General features: G+C 71.1%; 17 protein-coding genes. 8 read left to right on the top strand and 9 right to left on the bottom strand.

Annotated elements, in window-relative coordinates:
• Together npdG and AOQ53_RS09060 are read right to left on the bottom strand one after the other, a co-directional pair.
• A partial coding sequence (npdG, locus tag AOQ53_RS09065) for an NADPH-dependent F420 reductase (RefSeq protein ID WP_059416466.1) occupies positions 1-493 on the bottom strand: 493 nt, incomplete at its 3' end.
• Positions 494-526: 33 nt separating this feature from the next.
• Positions 527-1,636 (bottom strand): sialidase family protein, encoded by a 1,110-nt coding sequence (locus AOQ53_RS09060; protein ID WP_059416465.1) that lies wholly within the window; start codon positions 1,634-1,636, stop codon positions 527-529.
• 118 nt (positions 1,637-1,754) lie between these two features.
• Here AOQ53_RS09060 and AOQ53_RS09055 point away from each other — a divergent pair, with 118 nt between their 5' ends.
• Positions 1,755-2,357 carry a hypothetical protein gene (locus tag AOQ53_RS09055; protein WP_059416464.1) on the top strand — a complete coding sequence of 201 codons (603 nt, stop codon included), beginning with the start codon at positions 1,755-1,757 and terminating at the stop codon, positions 2,355-2,357.
• 68 nt (positions 2,358-2,425) lie between these two features.
• Here AOQ53_RS09055 and AOQ53_RS09050 read toward each other — a convergent pair whose 3' ends face one another.
• Entirely contained in the window at positions 2,426-2,656 is a 231-nt protein-coding gene (locus AOQ53_RS09050) for a hypothetical protein (protein ID WP_059416463.1), read from the bottom strand.
• Positions 2,657-2,714: 58 nt separating this feature from the next.
• On the opposite strand from AOQ53_RS09050, the gene map reads away from it, so the two are divergent.
• Both map and AOQ53_RS09040 read left to right on the top strand, forming a co-directional pair.
• Complete coding sequence (gene map / locus AOQ53_RS09045; RefSeq protein ID WP_059416462.1) at positions 2,715-3,572, top strand: type I methionyl aminopeptidase; 858 nt, start codon at positions 2,715-2,717, stop codon at positions 3,570-3,572.
• 111 nt (positions 3,573-3,683) lie between these two features.
• On the top strand, positions 3,684-4,331 hold the full coding sequence (locus tag AOQ53_RS09040; RefSeq protein WP_059416461.1) for a biliverdin-producing heme oxygenase: 648 nt from the start codon (positions 3,684-3,686) through the stop codon (positions 4,329-4,331).
• A 79-nt stretch (positions 4,332-4,410) separates the two neighbouring features.
• Here the strand turns inward: AOQ53_RS09040 and AOQ53_RS44525 are convergent, their stop codons facing one another.
• Positions 4,411-4,563 (bottom strand): hypothetical protein, encoded by a 153-nt coding sequence (locus AOQ53_RS44525; RefSeq protein WP_167745699.1) that lies wholly within the window; start codon positions 4,561-4,563, stop codon positions 4,411-4,413.
• Between the two features lie 139 nt (positions 4,564-4,702).
• Positions 4,703-5,347 (bottom strand): PhzF family phenazine biosynthesis protein, encoded by a 645-nt coding sequence (locus AOQ53_RS09035; protein WP_059416460.1) that lies wholly within the window; start codon positions 5,345-5,347, stop codon positions 4,703-4,705.
• Between the two features lie 440 nt (positions 5,348-5,787).
• On the opposite strand from AOQ53_RS09035, the gene AOQ53_RS09025 reads away from it, so the two are divergent.
• Positions 5,788-6,789, top strand: coding sequence for a hypothetical protein (locus AOQ53_RS09025; protein ID WP_078945218.1), 1,002 nt, complete (start codon positions 5,788-5,790; stop codon positions 6,787-6,789).
• An 18-nt stretch (positions 6,790-6,807) separates the two neighbouring features.
• On the opposite strand, the gene AOQ53_RS09020 is transcribed toward AOQ53_RS09025, so the two are convergent.
• Entirely contained in the window at positions 6,808-7,545 is a 738-nt protein-coding gene (locus tag AOQ53_RS09020) for a bifunctional DNA primase/polymerase (RefSeq protein ID WP_059416457.1), read from the bottom strand.
• A 210-nt stretch (positions 7,546-7,755) separates the two neighbouring features.
• On the opposite strand from AOQ53_RS09020, the gene AOQ53_RS09015 reads away from it, so the two are divergent.
• Positions 7,756-8,673, top strand: coding sequence for a glycerophosphodiester phosphodiesterase (locus tag AOQ53_RS09015; protein WP_167745698.1), 918 nt, complete (start codon positions 7,756-7,758; stop codon positions 8,671-8,673).
• Here the strand turns inward: AOQ53_RS09015 and AOQ53_RS09010 are convergent.
• Positions 8,652-9,293, bottom strand: coding sequence for a TetR/AcrR family transcriptional regulator (locus tag AOQ53_RS09010; RefSeq protein ID WP_059416456.1), 642 nt, complete (start codon positions 9,291-9,293; stop codon positions 8,652-8,654). The two genes, AOQ53_RS09015 and AOQ53_RS09010, sit on opposite strands and share 22 nt — an antisense overlap.
• 107 nt (positions 9,294-9,400) lie before the next feature.
• On the opposite strand from AOQ53_RS09010, the gene AOQ53_RS09005 reads away from it, so the two are divergent.
• Together AOQ53_RS09005 and AOQ53_RS09000 are read left to right on the top strand one after the other, a co-directional pair.
• On the top strand, positions 9,401-9,604 hold the full coding sequence (locus tag AOQ53_RS09005) for a DUF6243 family protein (RefSeq protein WP_174523245.1): 204 nt from the start codon (positions 9,401-9,403) through the stop codon (positions 9,602-9,604).
• A gap of 116 nt (positions 9,605-9,720) precedes the next feature.
• A complete protein-coding gene (locus tag AOQ53_RS09000) occupies positions 9,721-11,073 on the top strand; it encodes a S28 family serine protease (RefSeq protein WP_059416455.1) in 1,353 nt (450 codons plus the stop codon).
• Between the two features lie 19 nt (positions 11,074-11,092).
• On the opposite strand, the gene AOQ53_RS08995 is transcribed toward AOQ53_RS09000, so the two are convergent.
• Positions 11,093-12,079 carry a small ribosomal subunit Rsm22 family protein gene (locus tag AOQ53_RS08995; RefSeq protein ID WP_059416454.1) on the bottom strand — a complete coding sequence of 329 codons (987 nt, stop codon included), beginning with the start codon at positions 12,077-12,079 and terminating at the stop codon, positions 11,093-11,095.
• A gap of 344 nt (positions 12,080-12,423) precedes the next feature.
• On the opposite strand from AOQ53_RS08995, the gene AOQ53_RS40565 reads away from it, so the two are divergent.
• Positions 12,424-12,810: a hypothetical protein gene (locus AOQ53_RS40565; protein WP_236711635.1), complete on the top strand. Its 387-nt coding sequence runs from the start codon at positions 12,424-12,426 to the stop codon at positions 12,808-12,810.
• A gap of 314 nt (positions 12,811-13,124) precedes the next feature.
• On the opposite strand, the gene AOQ53_RS08990 is transcribed toward AOQ53_RS40565, so the two are convergent.
• On the bottom strand, positions 13,125-13,649 hold the full coding sequence (locus AOQ53_RS08990) for a hypothetical protein (protein WP_059416453.1): 525 nt from the start codon (positions 13,647-13,649) through the stop codon (positions 13,125-13,127).
• Between the last annotated feature and the right edge of the window lie 229 nt (positions 13,650-13,878).

Genomic DNA, 13,878 nt, shown 5'->3' with positions numbered 1-13,878 from the left:
GCAGTACGGCCGACAGGTGGTGGAAGGCGGCCGTGACCCGGGAGTCCGGCAGCAGGGCGGCGGCCTGCTCGGCGGCGCTGCCCTCCTCGGGCTTGAGCGCGTAGGCGCCCTTCTTGTCGAAGCCGAGCGGGTTGACGCAGTCGACGACGAGCTTGCCGGCCAACTCCTCGCGCAGGGATTCGAGGGTCTTGCCGTGGCCGTCCCACGGCACGGCGACGATCACGATGTCGCTGCGGCGCGCGGTCTCGGCGTTGTCGGCGCCCTCGACGCCGTGTCCGAGTTCCTCCGCGGCGGCCTGGGCACGGTCGGCCGCGCGCGAGCCGATGATCACCTTCTGGCCGGCCTTGGCGAGCCGGTAGGCGAGGCCCTTGCCCTGCGGCCCGGTCCCGCCGAGCACCCCGACGACGAGTCCGGAGACGTCGGGCAGGTCCCAGGGGTCCTTGGCCGGGGCCTTCTGGGCGTTGTCGGTGGCAGCACTGTCGGTAGAGGTCATGGCCCAGACTCTACGTCCGCCGCGGTCATCGGCTCAGGTCAGCTCCGTCACGGGCACCCGGCGGAAGGTGATGGTCTCGTAGGCGCTGAAGTCGCCGGTCTCGTACAGCAGGCCCACGGTGTCGGCGTCGACGCGCACGAGGTCGGAGTACGCGGCGGGCAGGCCGTCCACGGTGTGGGCCGGGCGCCAGGTGGTGCCGCCGTCGGCGGAGGCGCGGATCGTCATCAGGGCGCGGAAGCCCGGGTCGGCCGGGCCGGAGTACAGCAGCACGTCGGGGTCGCGGAGCTGGAGGACGCTCGCCTGGCACACGGGAGCGGACAGGCCCGCCTGCGGACGGAAGGGTTTCACCAGGGTCTGCCCGCCGTCGGTGGAGTGGGCGTCGGCGCGGGTGCCGGGCGACGGGGAGTCGTTGCGGGTGTTGAAGTACACGCGGCCGTCGGGGAGTTCGGCGGCGGTGGTCTCGTTGGCGTTGATGTAGCCGTCGGTGTTGTCGTCGACGTAGCCGATCCGCCAGGTGGCGCCCCGGTCGTCGCTGAGCAGGCAGTGGCCGCCGTTGTACCTGCCCTCCGTGCCGTTGTCCGTGCCGGTGGGCGGCAGGGAGTGGTTGGCGGGGACGACGATCCGGCCGGTGCTCAGCTGGACGGCGTGGCCGGGGGTGGTGGCGTACCAGCGCCAGTGCGGCTTCTTGGTCTGCTGGGTGATCTCCCTCGGCGCGGACCAGGTGAGGCCGTCGTCGTCGCTGTGCTGCACCCAGACCCGGCGCCCGTCGGCCGCGCTGACCTTGCCGCGCCGGATGGCGTCCTCGGTGGCGAGGGCGGCGTTGCGCACGTGCACCAGGAGCACGCGGCCGGTGTCGAGGACGACGGGGGCCGGGTTGCCGGCGAGGGCGTCGCCGTTCCTCGCGGCGACCAGGAGCGGGCTCCAGGTGCGGCCGCCGTCCGTGGAGCGTTTGAGTACGACGTCGATGTTCCCGAAGTCGTCCCGGGAGCCGACACGGCCCTCGCAGAAGGCGAGCAGCGTGCCGATGGGGGTGCCCCCGCTCGAGCGGAGCCGAGAGTGGGGGACGGTGGCGACGACGGCGGGGATGCGGAAGCTGGCGTACCCCTCCCGGCCGGCGCGGAAGGGGACGCTGGTCTCGGTCATCGGCGGGTTCCTCCGGGCGTTCGACGACGGTACGGATGACCGGTCCCCCTGCCCAAGCCGGGCGAATTCGTGGTGAATTCCGCATCACGAGTGACCGGTCGGGGCAGGATGCGGTCGTATGGATGCCGTACGGGTCGCGCTGCTGCGGGAAGTGCTCGCCGGGACGGAGTGGCTGGGCGCCACGCGGCGGTTCGCCGGTGCGCTGCGGGGGTCGGTGGTGTCGCACGGCGGCGGGATGCTGCTCGTCGGCACGCCGGAGTACGAGCCGTGGCACCTGGCGGCGCACCTGGTGGACGAGGCGGCGTGGTCGGGCACGCCGGAGCTGGCCCCGACGCTGGTACGGCACGACGCGCGCCCCTCGGATCCCGCGCACCTGGCGGTCGGCCTCGGCCGGCTGGAGGCGGCCAGGCGGGGCGAGACGCTGCTGGTGGTGTCCCCCGAGAGGCCTGCCGCGCCCCTCCTTGAACGGGTGTCCGACGCCCGCCGCGCCGGGGCGACGGTGCTGTCCCTCGGCCCCGGTGAGGGCGAGCTGCCGGCGATGGCCCACGAGTCCCTGGCCGTTCCCGACGGCTCGGAGCTGGACCTGGACACGGTCCAGCACCTGGTCAGCGCGGCGGCCGGGGAGAACGCCCTACCGACGCCACGCGGCCGCCGCCGCTTCCGGGACAGGGTGGCGAGACTGGCGGAACACCTGACGGCCCCTCCGCCGGCACGCTGGTAGGGACACCCCCTGGACCGGCTGTGCCGGTGGTGCGGCTGCGCGGCCGGCGCGCAGCCGCCGGGGTGCGCCTACTCGTCGTTCCGCCCGCCCGCCGGGGCGTCGTGCCACTTGGGATCGTTCTCCCACTGGACGTTGCGTGCGCGGGCTGTCTCCATCGCGTGTTCGGCTTCCGTGCGGGAGGCGTACGGTCCGAACCGGTCCTTGTTGGGGCACTCCGGCCCCTCCTCGACCTTCTTGTGTTCCAGGCAGTAGTACCACTCGCCCGGCTTGCCGACCGTCCGCTTCTTGAACAGGGCCATGACCAGCTCCTCTCGCCACCGTCATGTTCCCCCATGGCCGCTGGTTAGACTCGCTGGCATGTCTGGCCAGTCGCTGCTCGTACCGGGGGAGCTGTCCCCCACCCGTCCCGTGCCCGGAAACATCCGTCGCCCCGAGTACGTCGGCAAGCCCGCGCCGACGCCGTACACCGGACCGGAGGTGCAGACGCCCGAGACGATCGAGGCGATGCGGGCCGCCGGCCGGATCGCCGCCCGGGCGATGGCGGAGGCCGCGAAGCTGATCGCCCCCGGGGTGACCACGGACGAGTTGGACAGGGTGGCGCACGAGTACATGTGCGACCACGGCGCCTATCCCTCGACGCTCGGTTACCGGGGCTTCCCGAAGTCGCTGTGCACCTCGGTCAACGAGGTCATCTGCCACGGCATCCCGGACTCGACGGTCCTGCGCGACGGCGACATCGTCAACCTCGACGTGACGGCGTACATCGGCGGTGTGCACGGCGACAACAACGCGACCTACCTGGTCGGCGACGTCGACGAGGAGTCGCGGCTGCTGGTGGAGCGGACCCGGGAGTCCCTCGACCGGGCGATCAAGGCGGTCAAGCCGGGCCGGCAGATCAACATCATCGGCCGGGTCATCGAGTCGTACGCCAAGCGCTTCGGCTACGGGGTGGTCCGGGACTTCACCGGCCACGGCATCAACAGCTCGTTCCACTCGGGCCTGATCATCCCGCACTACGACAGCCCGCACGCGACGACGGTCATCCAGCCGGGGATGACGTTCACGATCGAGCCGATGCTGACGCTCGGGACGCACGAGTACGACATGTGGGACGACGGCTGGACGGTCGTGACGAAGGACCGGAAGCGGACGGCCCAGTTCGAGCACACGCTGGTGGTGACGGAGACGGGCGCGGAGATCCTGACGCTGCCCTGATGATCGAGCACCGAGCCCGCCCTGCCAGGGCGGGCTTTTTCTTGTACGCTTTTACCGACAGGGCGTCGGCAAATCTCTTGACTTAGGTAAGCCACCAAAGAGGATGTGCCCATGGAATCCTTCTCGACCCTCATTCGCACCGCTTCCCGCGAGCAGCACGAGGAGGTCAGGGGCTCGACGTTCATGAGCGACCTGCTGGGGCACAAACTGGGGGTCGACGCGTTCGCCCGCTACACGGAGCAGCTGTGGTTCGTGTACGGAGCTTTGGAGTCCGGTGCCGAACGTCAGGCCGGGGACCCGGTGGCCGGCCCCTTCGTCCGCCCGGAGCTGTTCCGGATGGCCTCGCTGGAGCAGGACCTGGAGTACCTGCGCGGCCCCGGCTGGCGATCGGGCGTCAGCGCGCTGCCCGCCACCCTGGAGTACGCGCGGCGGATCTCCGACTGCGCCCGGACCTGGCCGGCCGGCTACGTCGCCCACCACTACACGCGCTACCTCGGCGACCTCTCCGGCGGGCAGATCATCCGCGACACGGCCGAGAGGACGTGGGGTTTCCCGAAGAAGGGCGCCGGGGTCCGCTTCTACGTGTTCGAGCAGATCCCCAACCCGGCCGCCTTCAAGCGGGGTTACTGGGAGCTGCTGGACGCGGTGCCCGGCGACGAGCTGGAACGGCAGCGGATCGTGTCCGAGTGCAAGCGGGCGTACGCGATGAACAACGCGGTGTTCCAGGCGCTGGGCGAGGAGTTCCCGCTGTCGGCGTGAGCGGACCCGGAAAACACGCGGCGGGTCCCCCTGGCACGGGGCGAGGGGGGCCCGCTGCTGCCGTCAGTCAGCCGCCGGCTCAGATGTCGAAGACGCCCTTGTGACAGACGGCGCCGCCCCACTCGAGATCGGCGGTGTCGGTGCCGATCTCACCCAAGTACCGGCTGCACGGGATGTGGTCCTTGTCGTTGCGGTGTCCGGGGTCGTCGTCGCCGGCGTGGGCCGTCGCCACCGGCGGCGGTCAGGGCGACCGGAGCGGATCGGATGCGCGCTGGGGCTCCTCTCGCGGAGGGTGAGTGGTCACGCCCAGAGGTCCCCGTTCGGTACCGCCCACACACGCTGTTCCACCCGTACGAACGCGCACCGCCGGGTCAGCGTTCGAGACGGACCCGGCCGCCGACCTCGGTCCATCCGCCCGGCTGGGGCGCGGTCAGGATCTGGGAGCCCGCGCCTTGGGTGATGTTGAGGGCGCGGCCGAGCCGGTCGGTGAGCAGCAGGGCCGCCGCCCCGGTCGCCTCGTCCTCGTCGATCCCGTCGCCGCGTCCGGGGAAGGCCCGGGCCCGTACCCGTCCGGCGGGCTCGTCCTCCCACGCCCAGGCGTACACCCACTCCCCCGGCGGCGGCACGGCCAGGTCGTCGACCTCGGCGGCGCTGCCGTACTGCCGCAGGGTGCGCTGCGGCACCCACTCCGCCCGTGCCTCGATCCAGCAGAACTCCCCGTCCTGCCGGGCACCGACCACCCCGGCGGGCGTGACCAGCTCGGGCACGTCGAGCAGCCAGGCCGTCCCGACACACGGGTGCCCGGCGAAGGGCAGGCGCAGGGTGGGCGTGTAGATGTCGATCACACCGCGCTCGGGGTCGTCGACGAACACGGTCTCGCTGAACCCGAGTTTCGCGGCGAACTCCTGCCGGTCGCTCCGCTCGGGCAGTACCGAACCCTCGCGCACGACACCGAGTTCGTTGCCGTATCCACCGTTCGGCCCGCAGAAGACGCGGAGCACGTCGTAGTCAGTCACGGGGGCATTCAAACATCGCCCGGGCGGCCGGGTTGTCCCAGGCCGCCGGACCGCCGGGAAGGGGACGGGCGGCGATAAGGGTCGCTTTCGGCCATCGTGCGTACTGGTGCGGCATGTTCACGCTCGATCGGAACAGGTCGGCACGAACGGGTGCCAGCGGTGAGCGGTAGCCGGGGAGGCGATGCGGGAAGAGGCCTTCGTTCCGCCCGCCCACGCGGCAGTTGGGCGTCGCCCGTCAGGCCACCGACAGGCCGGCCGGGTCGAGTTGGCACACGACGAGAGGGAGGACGTGTCGGGGGTGTACGGACACGCCGGCGAGGCCCCGACCCGCCACCGCGAGCAGGTGCCACGGCCCAGCCTCCCGCAGGCACACCCCCGGCCCGACCGCCGGAGGCACCCGGTAGGGTTCGCCTCCGGAAAGGGGAAGGTGAAGGAACCCGATGAGCAGGGATCGCGACCCTCGAACGCTCCGCAGGTCCGCCCGGAGCGCCCTCATAGCAGCCTCGGTGACCGCTTTGTCGTTGACGGCGAGCGGATGCGTCGTGGTGCACGGCGAACGGGAGATCCTCCCGTCCACCACCCGCGCCGAAGCCGCCAAGGCACTCCAGGAGTTCACGACCGCGTACAACGAGGCCGACAAGGCCTACGACGCCTCCCTGGACGCCGACCACACCACCGGGGCCCTGGCCGACATCGACTCGGCACGCCTGAAGGCCGGGAAGGCGAACAACCCGGACGGCAACCCCAACCACGCGCCCCTGAAGCTGACGGACGCGAAGTACACGATCCCCAAGAAGGCCGGCTGGCCCCGCTGGTTCCTCGTCGACGCGGCCGGTAACAAGGGCGGCACCGCCCGCTGGCTGCTCGTGTTCACCCGCAGCAGCCTGGACGACCCCTTCCAGGTCGCGTACCTCACCCTCGTCGCACCGGGCAAGGTCCCCGAGTTCAAGAAGGACGCGGACGGCTGGGCCGAGTCCGTCCCGGTGAACTCGACCGGCCTGGCCGCCGATCCCGGCGACCTGAGCCGGGACTACACGGCCTACCTCAAGAACGGCGGAGACACCTTCGCGGACGGCTCCCACACCAGCCAGTGGCGCGCCCTGCGCGAGAAGAACTCCAAGAAGCCGGGCCTGGTCACCCAGTACATCGACGAACCGCTGACGAACGGCGACTACCAGCCCCTCGCCCTGCGCACGGCGGACGGCGGCGCGCTGGTGTTCTTCACCACCCGGCACTACGAGAAGCAGACGGCCTACGCGGGCACGTCGTTCCCCGTTCCGAACAAGGACGTTCTCGCGCTGACGACCGGTGAGATCAAGCAGTCCCTCATGATGGAGTTCGTCTCCAACGAGGTGGCGCTGGACCCGCCGAAGGGCAGCGGCAAGCAGAAGGTGACGATCCTCGGCCGGATCCAGGGAATGACGTCGGCGGAAGGCTCGTAAGGGCGGAGCGGGACCGGCTCAGTGCCGCCGCACCGGCCAGGCCGCCCCGGCCTGGCCGGCGTCCTCACCGACGTACCGGGCGCAGGCCTCCGTCAGGGATTCCAGCAGGGTCAGCGGATCCGGCAGCGGGTGCTCGGGCCCGCGCACCCAGTGCACGGTCTGGTCCTCACCGGGCAGCCGTGCCGGCGGTACGAGGACGTAGGAGCCGCGGCAGTGCCACCGCAGCCCGGGATGCTCGTCCATCGTCTCGGGGTGGCAGTCCAGTTCGCACGGCCACCACTCGTCCTCGTCCTCGGGCGTCCCGCGGGTGAGGGTGAAGAACAGCATGCGGCCGTCGTCGCTCTCGGCGACGGGCCCGACCTCGACGCCGTCGGCGAGCAGCCGCTCCAACGCACTGCGACCGGCATCCAGGGGCACGTCCAGGACGTCGTGCACCATGCCGGTCGCGGTGATGAAGTTGGCCTGCGGCTGATGGCGGGCCCAGCGTTCGATCTGGGCGCGGTCGGTGGTCGACTGCGTCTGCCAGGCGAAGGACACCGGATGCCGGGCCGGGGTGGGACAGCCGACGCGGTCGCAGGAGCAGCGGTAGCCGGCCGGGTGGGCGGCGGGCGCGAGCGGCAGTCCAGCGCCGGCGGCGGCGAGCAGCAGGTCCTCACGGCCGCCGTCACCGGCGGTCTCCTTCGGCCGGCGCCCGGCGCGCAGCCACTGGGTGAGTTTGCCCTGTAGGCCGGTCCTGCCGCCGTACTCCGCGCTCATCTATCCCCTCGCCTCGCTGTCGTGCGGAACAGCATGCCTCATGGTCCCATCTTCCCGCGCGCCGGGGGGCCAGTGCCCACATCCGGGGCAGGAGGGCCGAGACATGTACCGGTGGGGCGAGGCATATGCCCGTGGGGCGAGGCGTACTCCGCACCGTGATCGGGTGTCATTGCCCGCTTTGCCGTGACATGGCGCCCTACCGTGGTCGCCATGGTCACAAGGATCGCGCTGACGGGTCTCGCCTCCGCGGTTTCGGTGGTCTCGCTGACCCTCACGGGACCGGCGCCCCTCACGGGACCGGCGGCCGGCGCCGCCCCGGCGCTGCCGGCGGGCATCCGTCCACCGGCCGGACACACCCGCCCGCTGGAGTGGGGCACCGGCCCCCTGACCGTGGCGGCGCTCCCCCGGATCACGTACGTCGCCCACCGCGGCGGCGCCCGCGAGGTCCCCGAGAACAGCATGACGGGGCTGATGGCCGCCTACGAGCGCGGTACGGCGCAGGTGCTGGACTTCGACACGCGGCTGCTGCGCGACGGGACGCCCGTGGTGTTCCACGACGAGACCCTGAACCGCACCACGTACCTGGGCGGCGAGGTGCGCGGCCTCGACGCCCGGGAGTGGCAGGGCGTCCGGCTGCGCCCGAAGGACGCCCTGCCGGGCAGCTGGCGGTCGGAACGGCCGCCGACGGTCGCGGAGGTGCTGGATCGTTTCGGCGGGCGGATCGTGCTGATGCTGGAGGCGAAGGACCCGCGCAGCCTCGACCGGCTGGCCGGGCTGATCCGGGCCCGCGGCCTGACCCGCTCGGTGTTCGTGAACTCCAACGACCCGGAGGTCGCCCGGCGCGCCCATCGCCTGGGCCTGCTCGCCCAGTTGTGGCGCTCGGCGCGGCAACTGCGCACCGACCGCCCGGAGCGCTGGCGGTCGTACGTGGACCTGCTGGACGTGGACCACCGGGCGCGGGACGCGGACCTGGTGCGGGCGGTGCGCTCGGGGATCCGGCGGGTGTGGGCGCACACCGTGGTGACGGACGCGCAGCGGGACCGGGTGCTGGCGCTGGGCTGCGACGGGGTGATCACGGACACGCCGGGGCGCCTCGCGCGGGCCGCTCAGCGGGGCGCGAGGCCGTGAAGGGCGTAGTCCACGAGGGTGTCGGTGTACTCGTAGGAGATCGGGCCCGTGTGCTGGAGCCAGCGCTGGGCGAGCGGGGAGATGAAGAACTCCAGGGCGATGCGCGGGTCGACGTCGGGCCGCACCTGCCCGGCGTCCTGTGCGGCACGCAGCCGTTCCATGTACAGGTCGAGTGAGGGCTGCATCAGCTTGGCGACCAGCTCGCGCCCGAGCTGCTCGTTGACGACGCCCTCGGCGGCCAGCGCGCGGGACGGCGCCTCGAACCTCGGGTCGCGCAACTGGTCCACGGTGGCGCGCAGGACGCCCTTGACGTCGGCGGCGAGGTCGCCGGTGTCGGGGAAGGTGTACGGCACCGGACCCGCTTCCCGCAGGGACTGCTCGCCCAGGTCGAGGAACGCCTCCATGAGCACGTCCGCCTTCGACGACCACCAGCGGTAGATCGTCTGCTTGCCGACACCTGCGCGGGCGGCGATGCCCTCGATGGTGGTCTTCGGATAGCCGACCTCCACGACGAGCGAGAGGGCGGCGTCATAGATGGCACGGCGGGACTTCTCGCTGCGCCGGGTGGAGTCGGGGGCGGGCTTGGAGGGGGCGGGCGGTGCGGACCTCTGTACGGGCATGGGTCGAATTTAACAGGTTGACAAGACGGAGCGTCTCGCGGACAGTGGAGCAACATGAACGAGACGAACCGTCTCGTCGCGGAGGAGAACCAGGGAAGGAGTCCGTCATGACCCGAGGCGGAGCCGGAAACCTGCTGGGTGTCGGCGGATCGCGCCAGAAGCTCGGCCGCAAGGCGCTGCGCGGCGGCGGCCGGGGCGGCAGGATCGGCGGCGGCCTCGATCCGCAGGCCCAGAAACGGGAGTTGCTGCGCAAGCTCCAGGAGAAGCGGCAGCAACAGCAGGAGGGCGGTACGGCCGACCGGTCGTCGTGAGCCTCCCCCGCCCGGGGGAGGCGGTCCCCTCGCGTGCGGGATCCTCCCGGGACGTCCGGCGGATGTACTGAAGCGGCCGAGAAACCGCGACCGACGGACACCCGGGAGGACTCACGATGCGCGTGTGGACGAGACGACGACTGCTCACCTCGGCGGCGACGGCCGTCTCGGCGGCGGGTCTCGCCGCGACGACGTCCCTGCCCGCCCGTGCGACGGCCGGAGCGGCCCGTCCCGGCACCGGCGACATCGCGGACGCGCTGCGGGCACTGCCCGGACTGCGGCTGATCGAGGAGCGGCAGGACGCCGAACCGGGCTACCGGCACTTCGTCCTGGGCCTGCGCCAGCCGGTCGACCACAGGAACCCCGCGGCCGGCACCTTCGAGCAGCGCCTCACCCTGCTGCACACCGCCGCCGACCGTCCCATGGTCCTCACCACCACGGGCTACCACGCGGTCCTCTCGCCCTGGCGGAGCGAACCGACGACCTTGCTCGGTGCCAACCAACTCCAGGTGGAACACCGCTACTTCGGCACGTCACGCCCGGCGGGGACCGACTACGCCCACCTCACGATCCGCCAGGCCGCCGACGACCACCACCGCGTCGTCCGCCTCTTCCGCCGGCTCTACCCCGGCGCGTGGATCTCCACCGGCAGCAGCAAGGGCGGCACAGCGACGGTCTACCACCGCCGCTTCCACCCCCAGGACATGGACGGCACGGTGGTCTACTCGGCTCCGAACAACGTCGACGACCGCGACGACTCCGCCTACCTGCGCTTCCTGGAGACGGTCGGCACCCCCACGGGCCGCGAGGCCGTCAAGTCCGCACAGCGGCGGCTGCTGCTCAAACGGGCCGGGATGGTGGCCCGTTACAAGGCCTGGGCGACCGCCCGCAACGACACCTTCCGCATCATCGGCAGCGCCGACCAGGCCTTCGAGATCGCCGTGCTGCGCGTGCTGTTCATGTTCTGGCAGCGGGGCAGCGCTGCCGACGTCGCCACGATCCCCGGCCCGGAGGCGACGGCCGACGAGCTGTACACCTGGCTCGACGACACGGCGGGGCTGCCCTTCTACGCCGACACGGCGGCGCGGCGGTACGTCCCGTACTGGTACCAGATCGGCACGCAGCTGGGGTACGGCGACGTCCCCACCGACCATCTGGCGGACCTGATACGCCACTCCGGCGGCATCGAGGCGCGCAACTTCGTCCCCCGGGACATCCCCATGACCTTCGACACGGCAGCCATGCCGGACATCGACCGCTGGGTCCGCCGGCGCGGCAGCCGGCTGCTGTTCGTCAACGGCACCCAGGATCCTTCCGTGGCCGAGTACTTCGACCCCGGCGGCCGCGACTCCCGGGTCCTCTGGGTCCCGGGAGGCAACCACAACATCGAGATCGCGAACCTGTCCCCCGCCGACCGGGCGTCGGCGCAGGACATGCTGAACCGCTGGGCCGGCGAGGGCACGAGTTGATCTCGTGCGCACCCGCTGATCAGGACTCGGGCGGCCAGGCGTCGCCCCAGTCCGCGTCCCGGGCCGCCTTGTAAAGATCGCCGTGGCGCTTGGTGACGGTGGTGCGGCTCAGGGACGGTTCGGTCTCGCACAGGTCGAGGAGGACCTGGCCCTTGCGGATCTGCGGGCGCCGCACGACACGGGAGGGTGCCGGGGTGACGGGGAAGCGGGCGGCGGCGACGTAGCTGAACTTCTCGTCCTCGTAGGGGAGGGAGCCGCCCTTGACCTGGCGGTGCAGGGAGGAACGGCTGACCCGGGCGGAGAAGTGGCACCAGTCCGTGCCCGGGGCGATGGGGCAGGCGTCGCTGTGCGGGCAGGGCGCGGCGACGTGGAAGCCGGCGTCGACAAGCCGGTCGCGGGCCTCGATGACCCGGGCGTAGCCGTCGGGGGTGCCGGGCTCGACGATCACCACGGCCCGGGCCGCGGCCGCGGCGGCGTCGACGAGGGCGGTGCGGTCGGGGGCGGTCAGCTCGTTCAGGACGTAGGAGACGGTGACGAGATCAGTGCTCTCCAGGGTGAGCGCCGCTCCGATCCGAGAGCGCTGCCACCGTACGTCCCGCAGGGCCGGATCGGCCGCGGCGATCTCCCGGCCGAGGGCGAGCGCGGGCTCGGCCCAGTCGAGCACGGTGACGGGTCGCTTTCCGCCCCAGGTCGCGCTCACGGCCCAGGCGGCCGCGCCCGTACCACCGCCGACGTCGGTGTGCGATCCGGGCACCCACGCGGGCGCGGCCTCGGCGAACGCCTCCAGCGCGGAGCGAACCGCCTCGAAGGTCGCGGGCATGCGGTAAGCGGCATAGGCGGCGACATCGGCCCGGTCGCGGAGGATGGGAGCGTCGGTCGGGGTGGCCCCGCGGTAGCTGGCGATCAGCCGCTCGACCGCCTGCGCGGCCTGCCGGGGCGGCAGCCCGTCGAGCAGACCGGCGAGGGCGGCGCGGAGGGTTTCGGCCGGGGGTGCGGGGGCGTTCACCCGGCGATTCTACGAGGCCCCGAGCCCGGAGACTCACCCGTCCGGACCGGTCGGACTGTGCACGAAGCGCGCGCTGCACGGCATGAGATCGCGGGCATACCACCTACCCCGAAGCCACTGAGTACGGCACTGTGTCTCCGACTGTCTGCCTTAGACGTCGTCGGTGTCTTAGTCATGGGGGATCAACGTTGTGGGAGCAGTTGCCTGCTTTGGCCGGCGTTGTCGTGGGAGCCATCGGCTCCTACGTGGCAACCAGCCTTACGGAACGGAGCCGGTGGCGACGGGCAAGAGCCGAACGCTGGGATCAGAAGAGACTGGACACCTACGCGTCCTACGCGAACAGCTTGAAGCATCAGATCAACATCGCCCAGCGCATAGGGGCCGCAAGGGGGTTCCAGCACGCTGTGGACCCGCTGGATCCGGAGCAGGGCCTAGCACAGCTCGCCGAGGCCGAGGCGCGGCGTGCAGCCGAGTGGGAAACGGTGCTGCTCGTTGGGGATGCTGAGACCATAGGGGCGGCTCGTAAGTGGCATGAAGCTGTGTGGAACGTCGAACTTTATGCTCGCGGCCTGAAGGACGACCCTGCCGGCTGGGAGAGAGCAGTCGGGCAGATGAGCCGAGCGCGTGATGACTTCTATGCTCTCGCACGGCGTGACCTGGGCATCTTGGGGCCCCCTCCACCGTCCGGCAACTGGCCTCGTGTCTGGCAGCAGCAAGACGAAACGAACTGAGAGCAACCCGGTGAGGAAATCCGGACTCACCTACTTGAGCGCCGCTTGAAGACCCCGACCTCAGCGTTTCCGCTGGTGACGGGGTCTCTGGGCATCTCATGCAGGGTGCCCCCGGCAGGATTCGAACATGCGACACCCGCTTTAAGAAGATGCGGGCAGGCCCTGGTGTGCCGGTCCGATCGTCTAACGCCAGCCCCGCGCCGGGTCACCGGGCGCCGCTGCCGTCGTTGCGGTCGGCGGCGCTGCCTTGTGACCGCCTTCTCGGGCGAGTGGGTGCCGCGGATCCCTTGGGATTGTGCAAGAGGGCTTGTGAACTACGATCCGTCGTTGCCGAGTTCCCGCCGAACGACGGACGCGAATGCTCCGACCCGGACGGCACGCCTCGCGGCCAGGAGCTCATCCCGGAGCACGTCCACACTATGTTGAAATCCGGACTCAACGCTAGAGAACCACTCCGTGCCGGCGCTGTCCATCGCGTGCAGCTGCGCCAACAACTGGTCGGCAGCCTCCGCGACCTTCGTCGGCCCGGCAATCGCTGCCCGGCTGTGTGCAGCCGTCACCTCAGTCCACAGGGCGGCGCTCCCGTCGAACAGTTCCCGATCGGCGTCTCCCTTGCCCAACTTGGAGTTGAGGTGCCACCAGTGCATCCGGTACTGGTGAGCCGCGTTGGCGAAGGCGTTGCATGCTTCGCGCCGTAGGTCGTCTCTGCGGCGCCGTTCCTCGACCTCAAGTTGGACTCGTGCCTGTCGGTTCTGGAGGAAGGCGGTGAAGAGCCCACCGGCCAGCCCGCCGACCGTACCGATAGTGGTACCGATCAGAGTTGCGACGGTTGCGTCCATAGTGGGATTACACCAGCGGCGCCGAGCAAAGGCGGCCGGGAACGGAAAGGGCCCGTGGAAGCAGCAACGGTCTCAGGTGACCGAAGGTGCTGTTGCTGCCTGGGGTTGAACCCGCGACCTCTTCGCCCCGAAGCAACTTGGGTGGGGGCGCTGCCTTAGAAGCTGTTGTCTTTCCGAACGTGATCGCCGCGGTTCCGTTGGTCGGGCATGGGGTGGGTGATTCGGTGGG

Origin of the sequence: Streptomyces azureus (genome assembly GCF_001270025.1) — a bacterium.
GTDB lineage: Bacteria > Actinomycetota > Actinomycetes > Streptomycetales > Streptomycetaceae > Streptomyces > Streptomyces azureus.
This window is presented reverse-complemented; position numbering and strand designations above follow the sequence as displayed.

Coding starts and splice junctions, on each gene's coding strand:
- AOQ53_RS09060 (WP_059416465.1), bottom strand. CDS start 1,636: ATGACCGAGACCAGCGTCCCCTTCCGCGCCGGCCGGGAGGGGTACGCC.
- AOQ53_RS09025 (WP_078945218.1), top strand. CDS start 5,788: ATGAGCAGGGATCGCGACCCTCGAACGCTCCGCAGGTCCGCCCGGAGC.
- AOQ53_RS09015 (WP_167745698.1), top strand. CDS start 7,756: ATGGTCACAAGGATCGCGCTGACGGGTCTCGCCTCCGCGGTTTCGGTG.
- AOQ53_RS09040 (WP_059416461.1), top strand. CDS start 3,684: ATGGAATCCTTCTCGACCCTCATTCGCACCGCTTCCCGCGAGCAGCAC.
- AOQ53_RS09055 (WP_059416464.1), top strand. CDS start 1,755: ATGGATGCCGTACGGGTCGCGCTGCTGCGGGAAGTGCTCGCCGGGACG.
- AOQ53_RS09000 (WP_059416455.1), top strand. CDS start 9,721: ATGCGCGTGTGGACGAGACGACGACTGCTCACCTCGGCGGCGACGGCC.
- AOQ53_RS09005 (WP_174523245.1), top strand. CDS start 9,401: ATGACCCGAGGCGGAGCCGGAAACCTGCTGGGTGTCGGCGGATCGCGC.
- AOQ53_RS09020 (WP_059416457.1), bottom strand. CDS start 7,545: ATGAGCGCGGAGTACGGCGGCAGGACCGGCCTACAGGGCAAACTCACC.
- AOQ53_RS09010 (WP_059416456.1), bottom strand. CDS start 9,293: ATGCCCGTACAGAGGTCCGCACCGCCCGCCCCCTCCAAGCCCGCCCCC.
- AOQ53_RS08990 (WP_059416453.1), bottom strand. CDS start 13,649: ATGGACGCAACCGTCGCAACTCTGATCGGTACCACTATCGGTACGGTC.
- AOQ53_RS09050 (WP_059416463.1), bottom strand. CDS start 2,656: ATGGCCCTGTTCAAGAAGCGGACGGTCGGCAAGCCGGGCGAGTGGTAC.
- map (WP_059416462.1), top strand. CDS start 2,715: ATGTCTGGCCAGTCGCTGCTCGTACCGGGGGAGCTGTCCCCCACCCGT.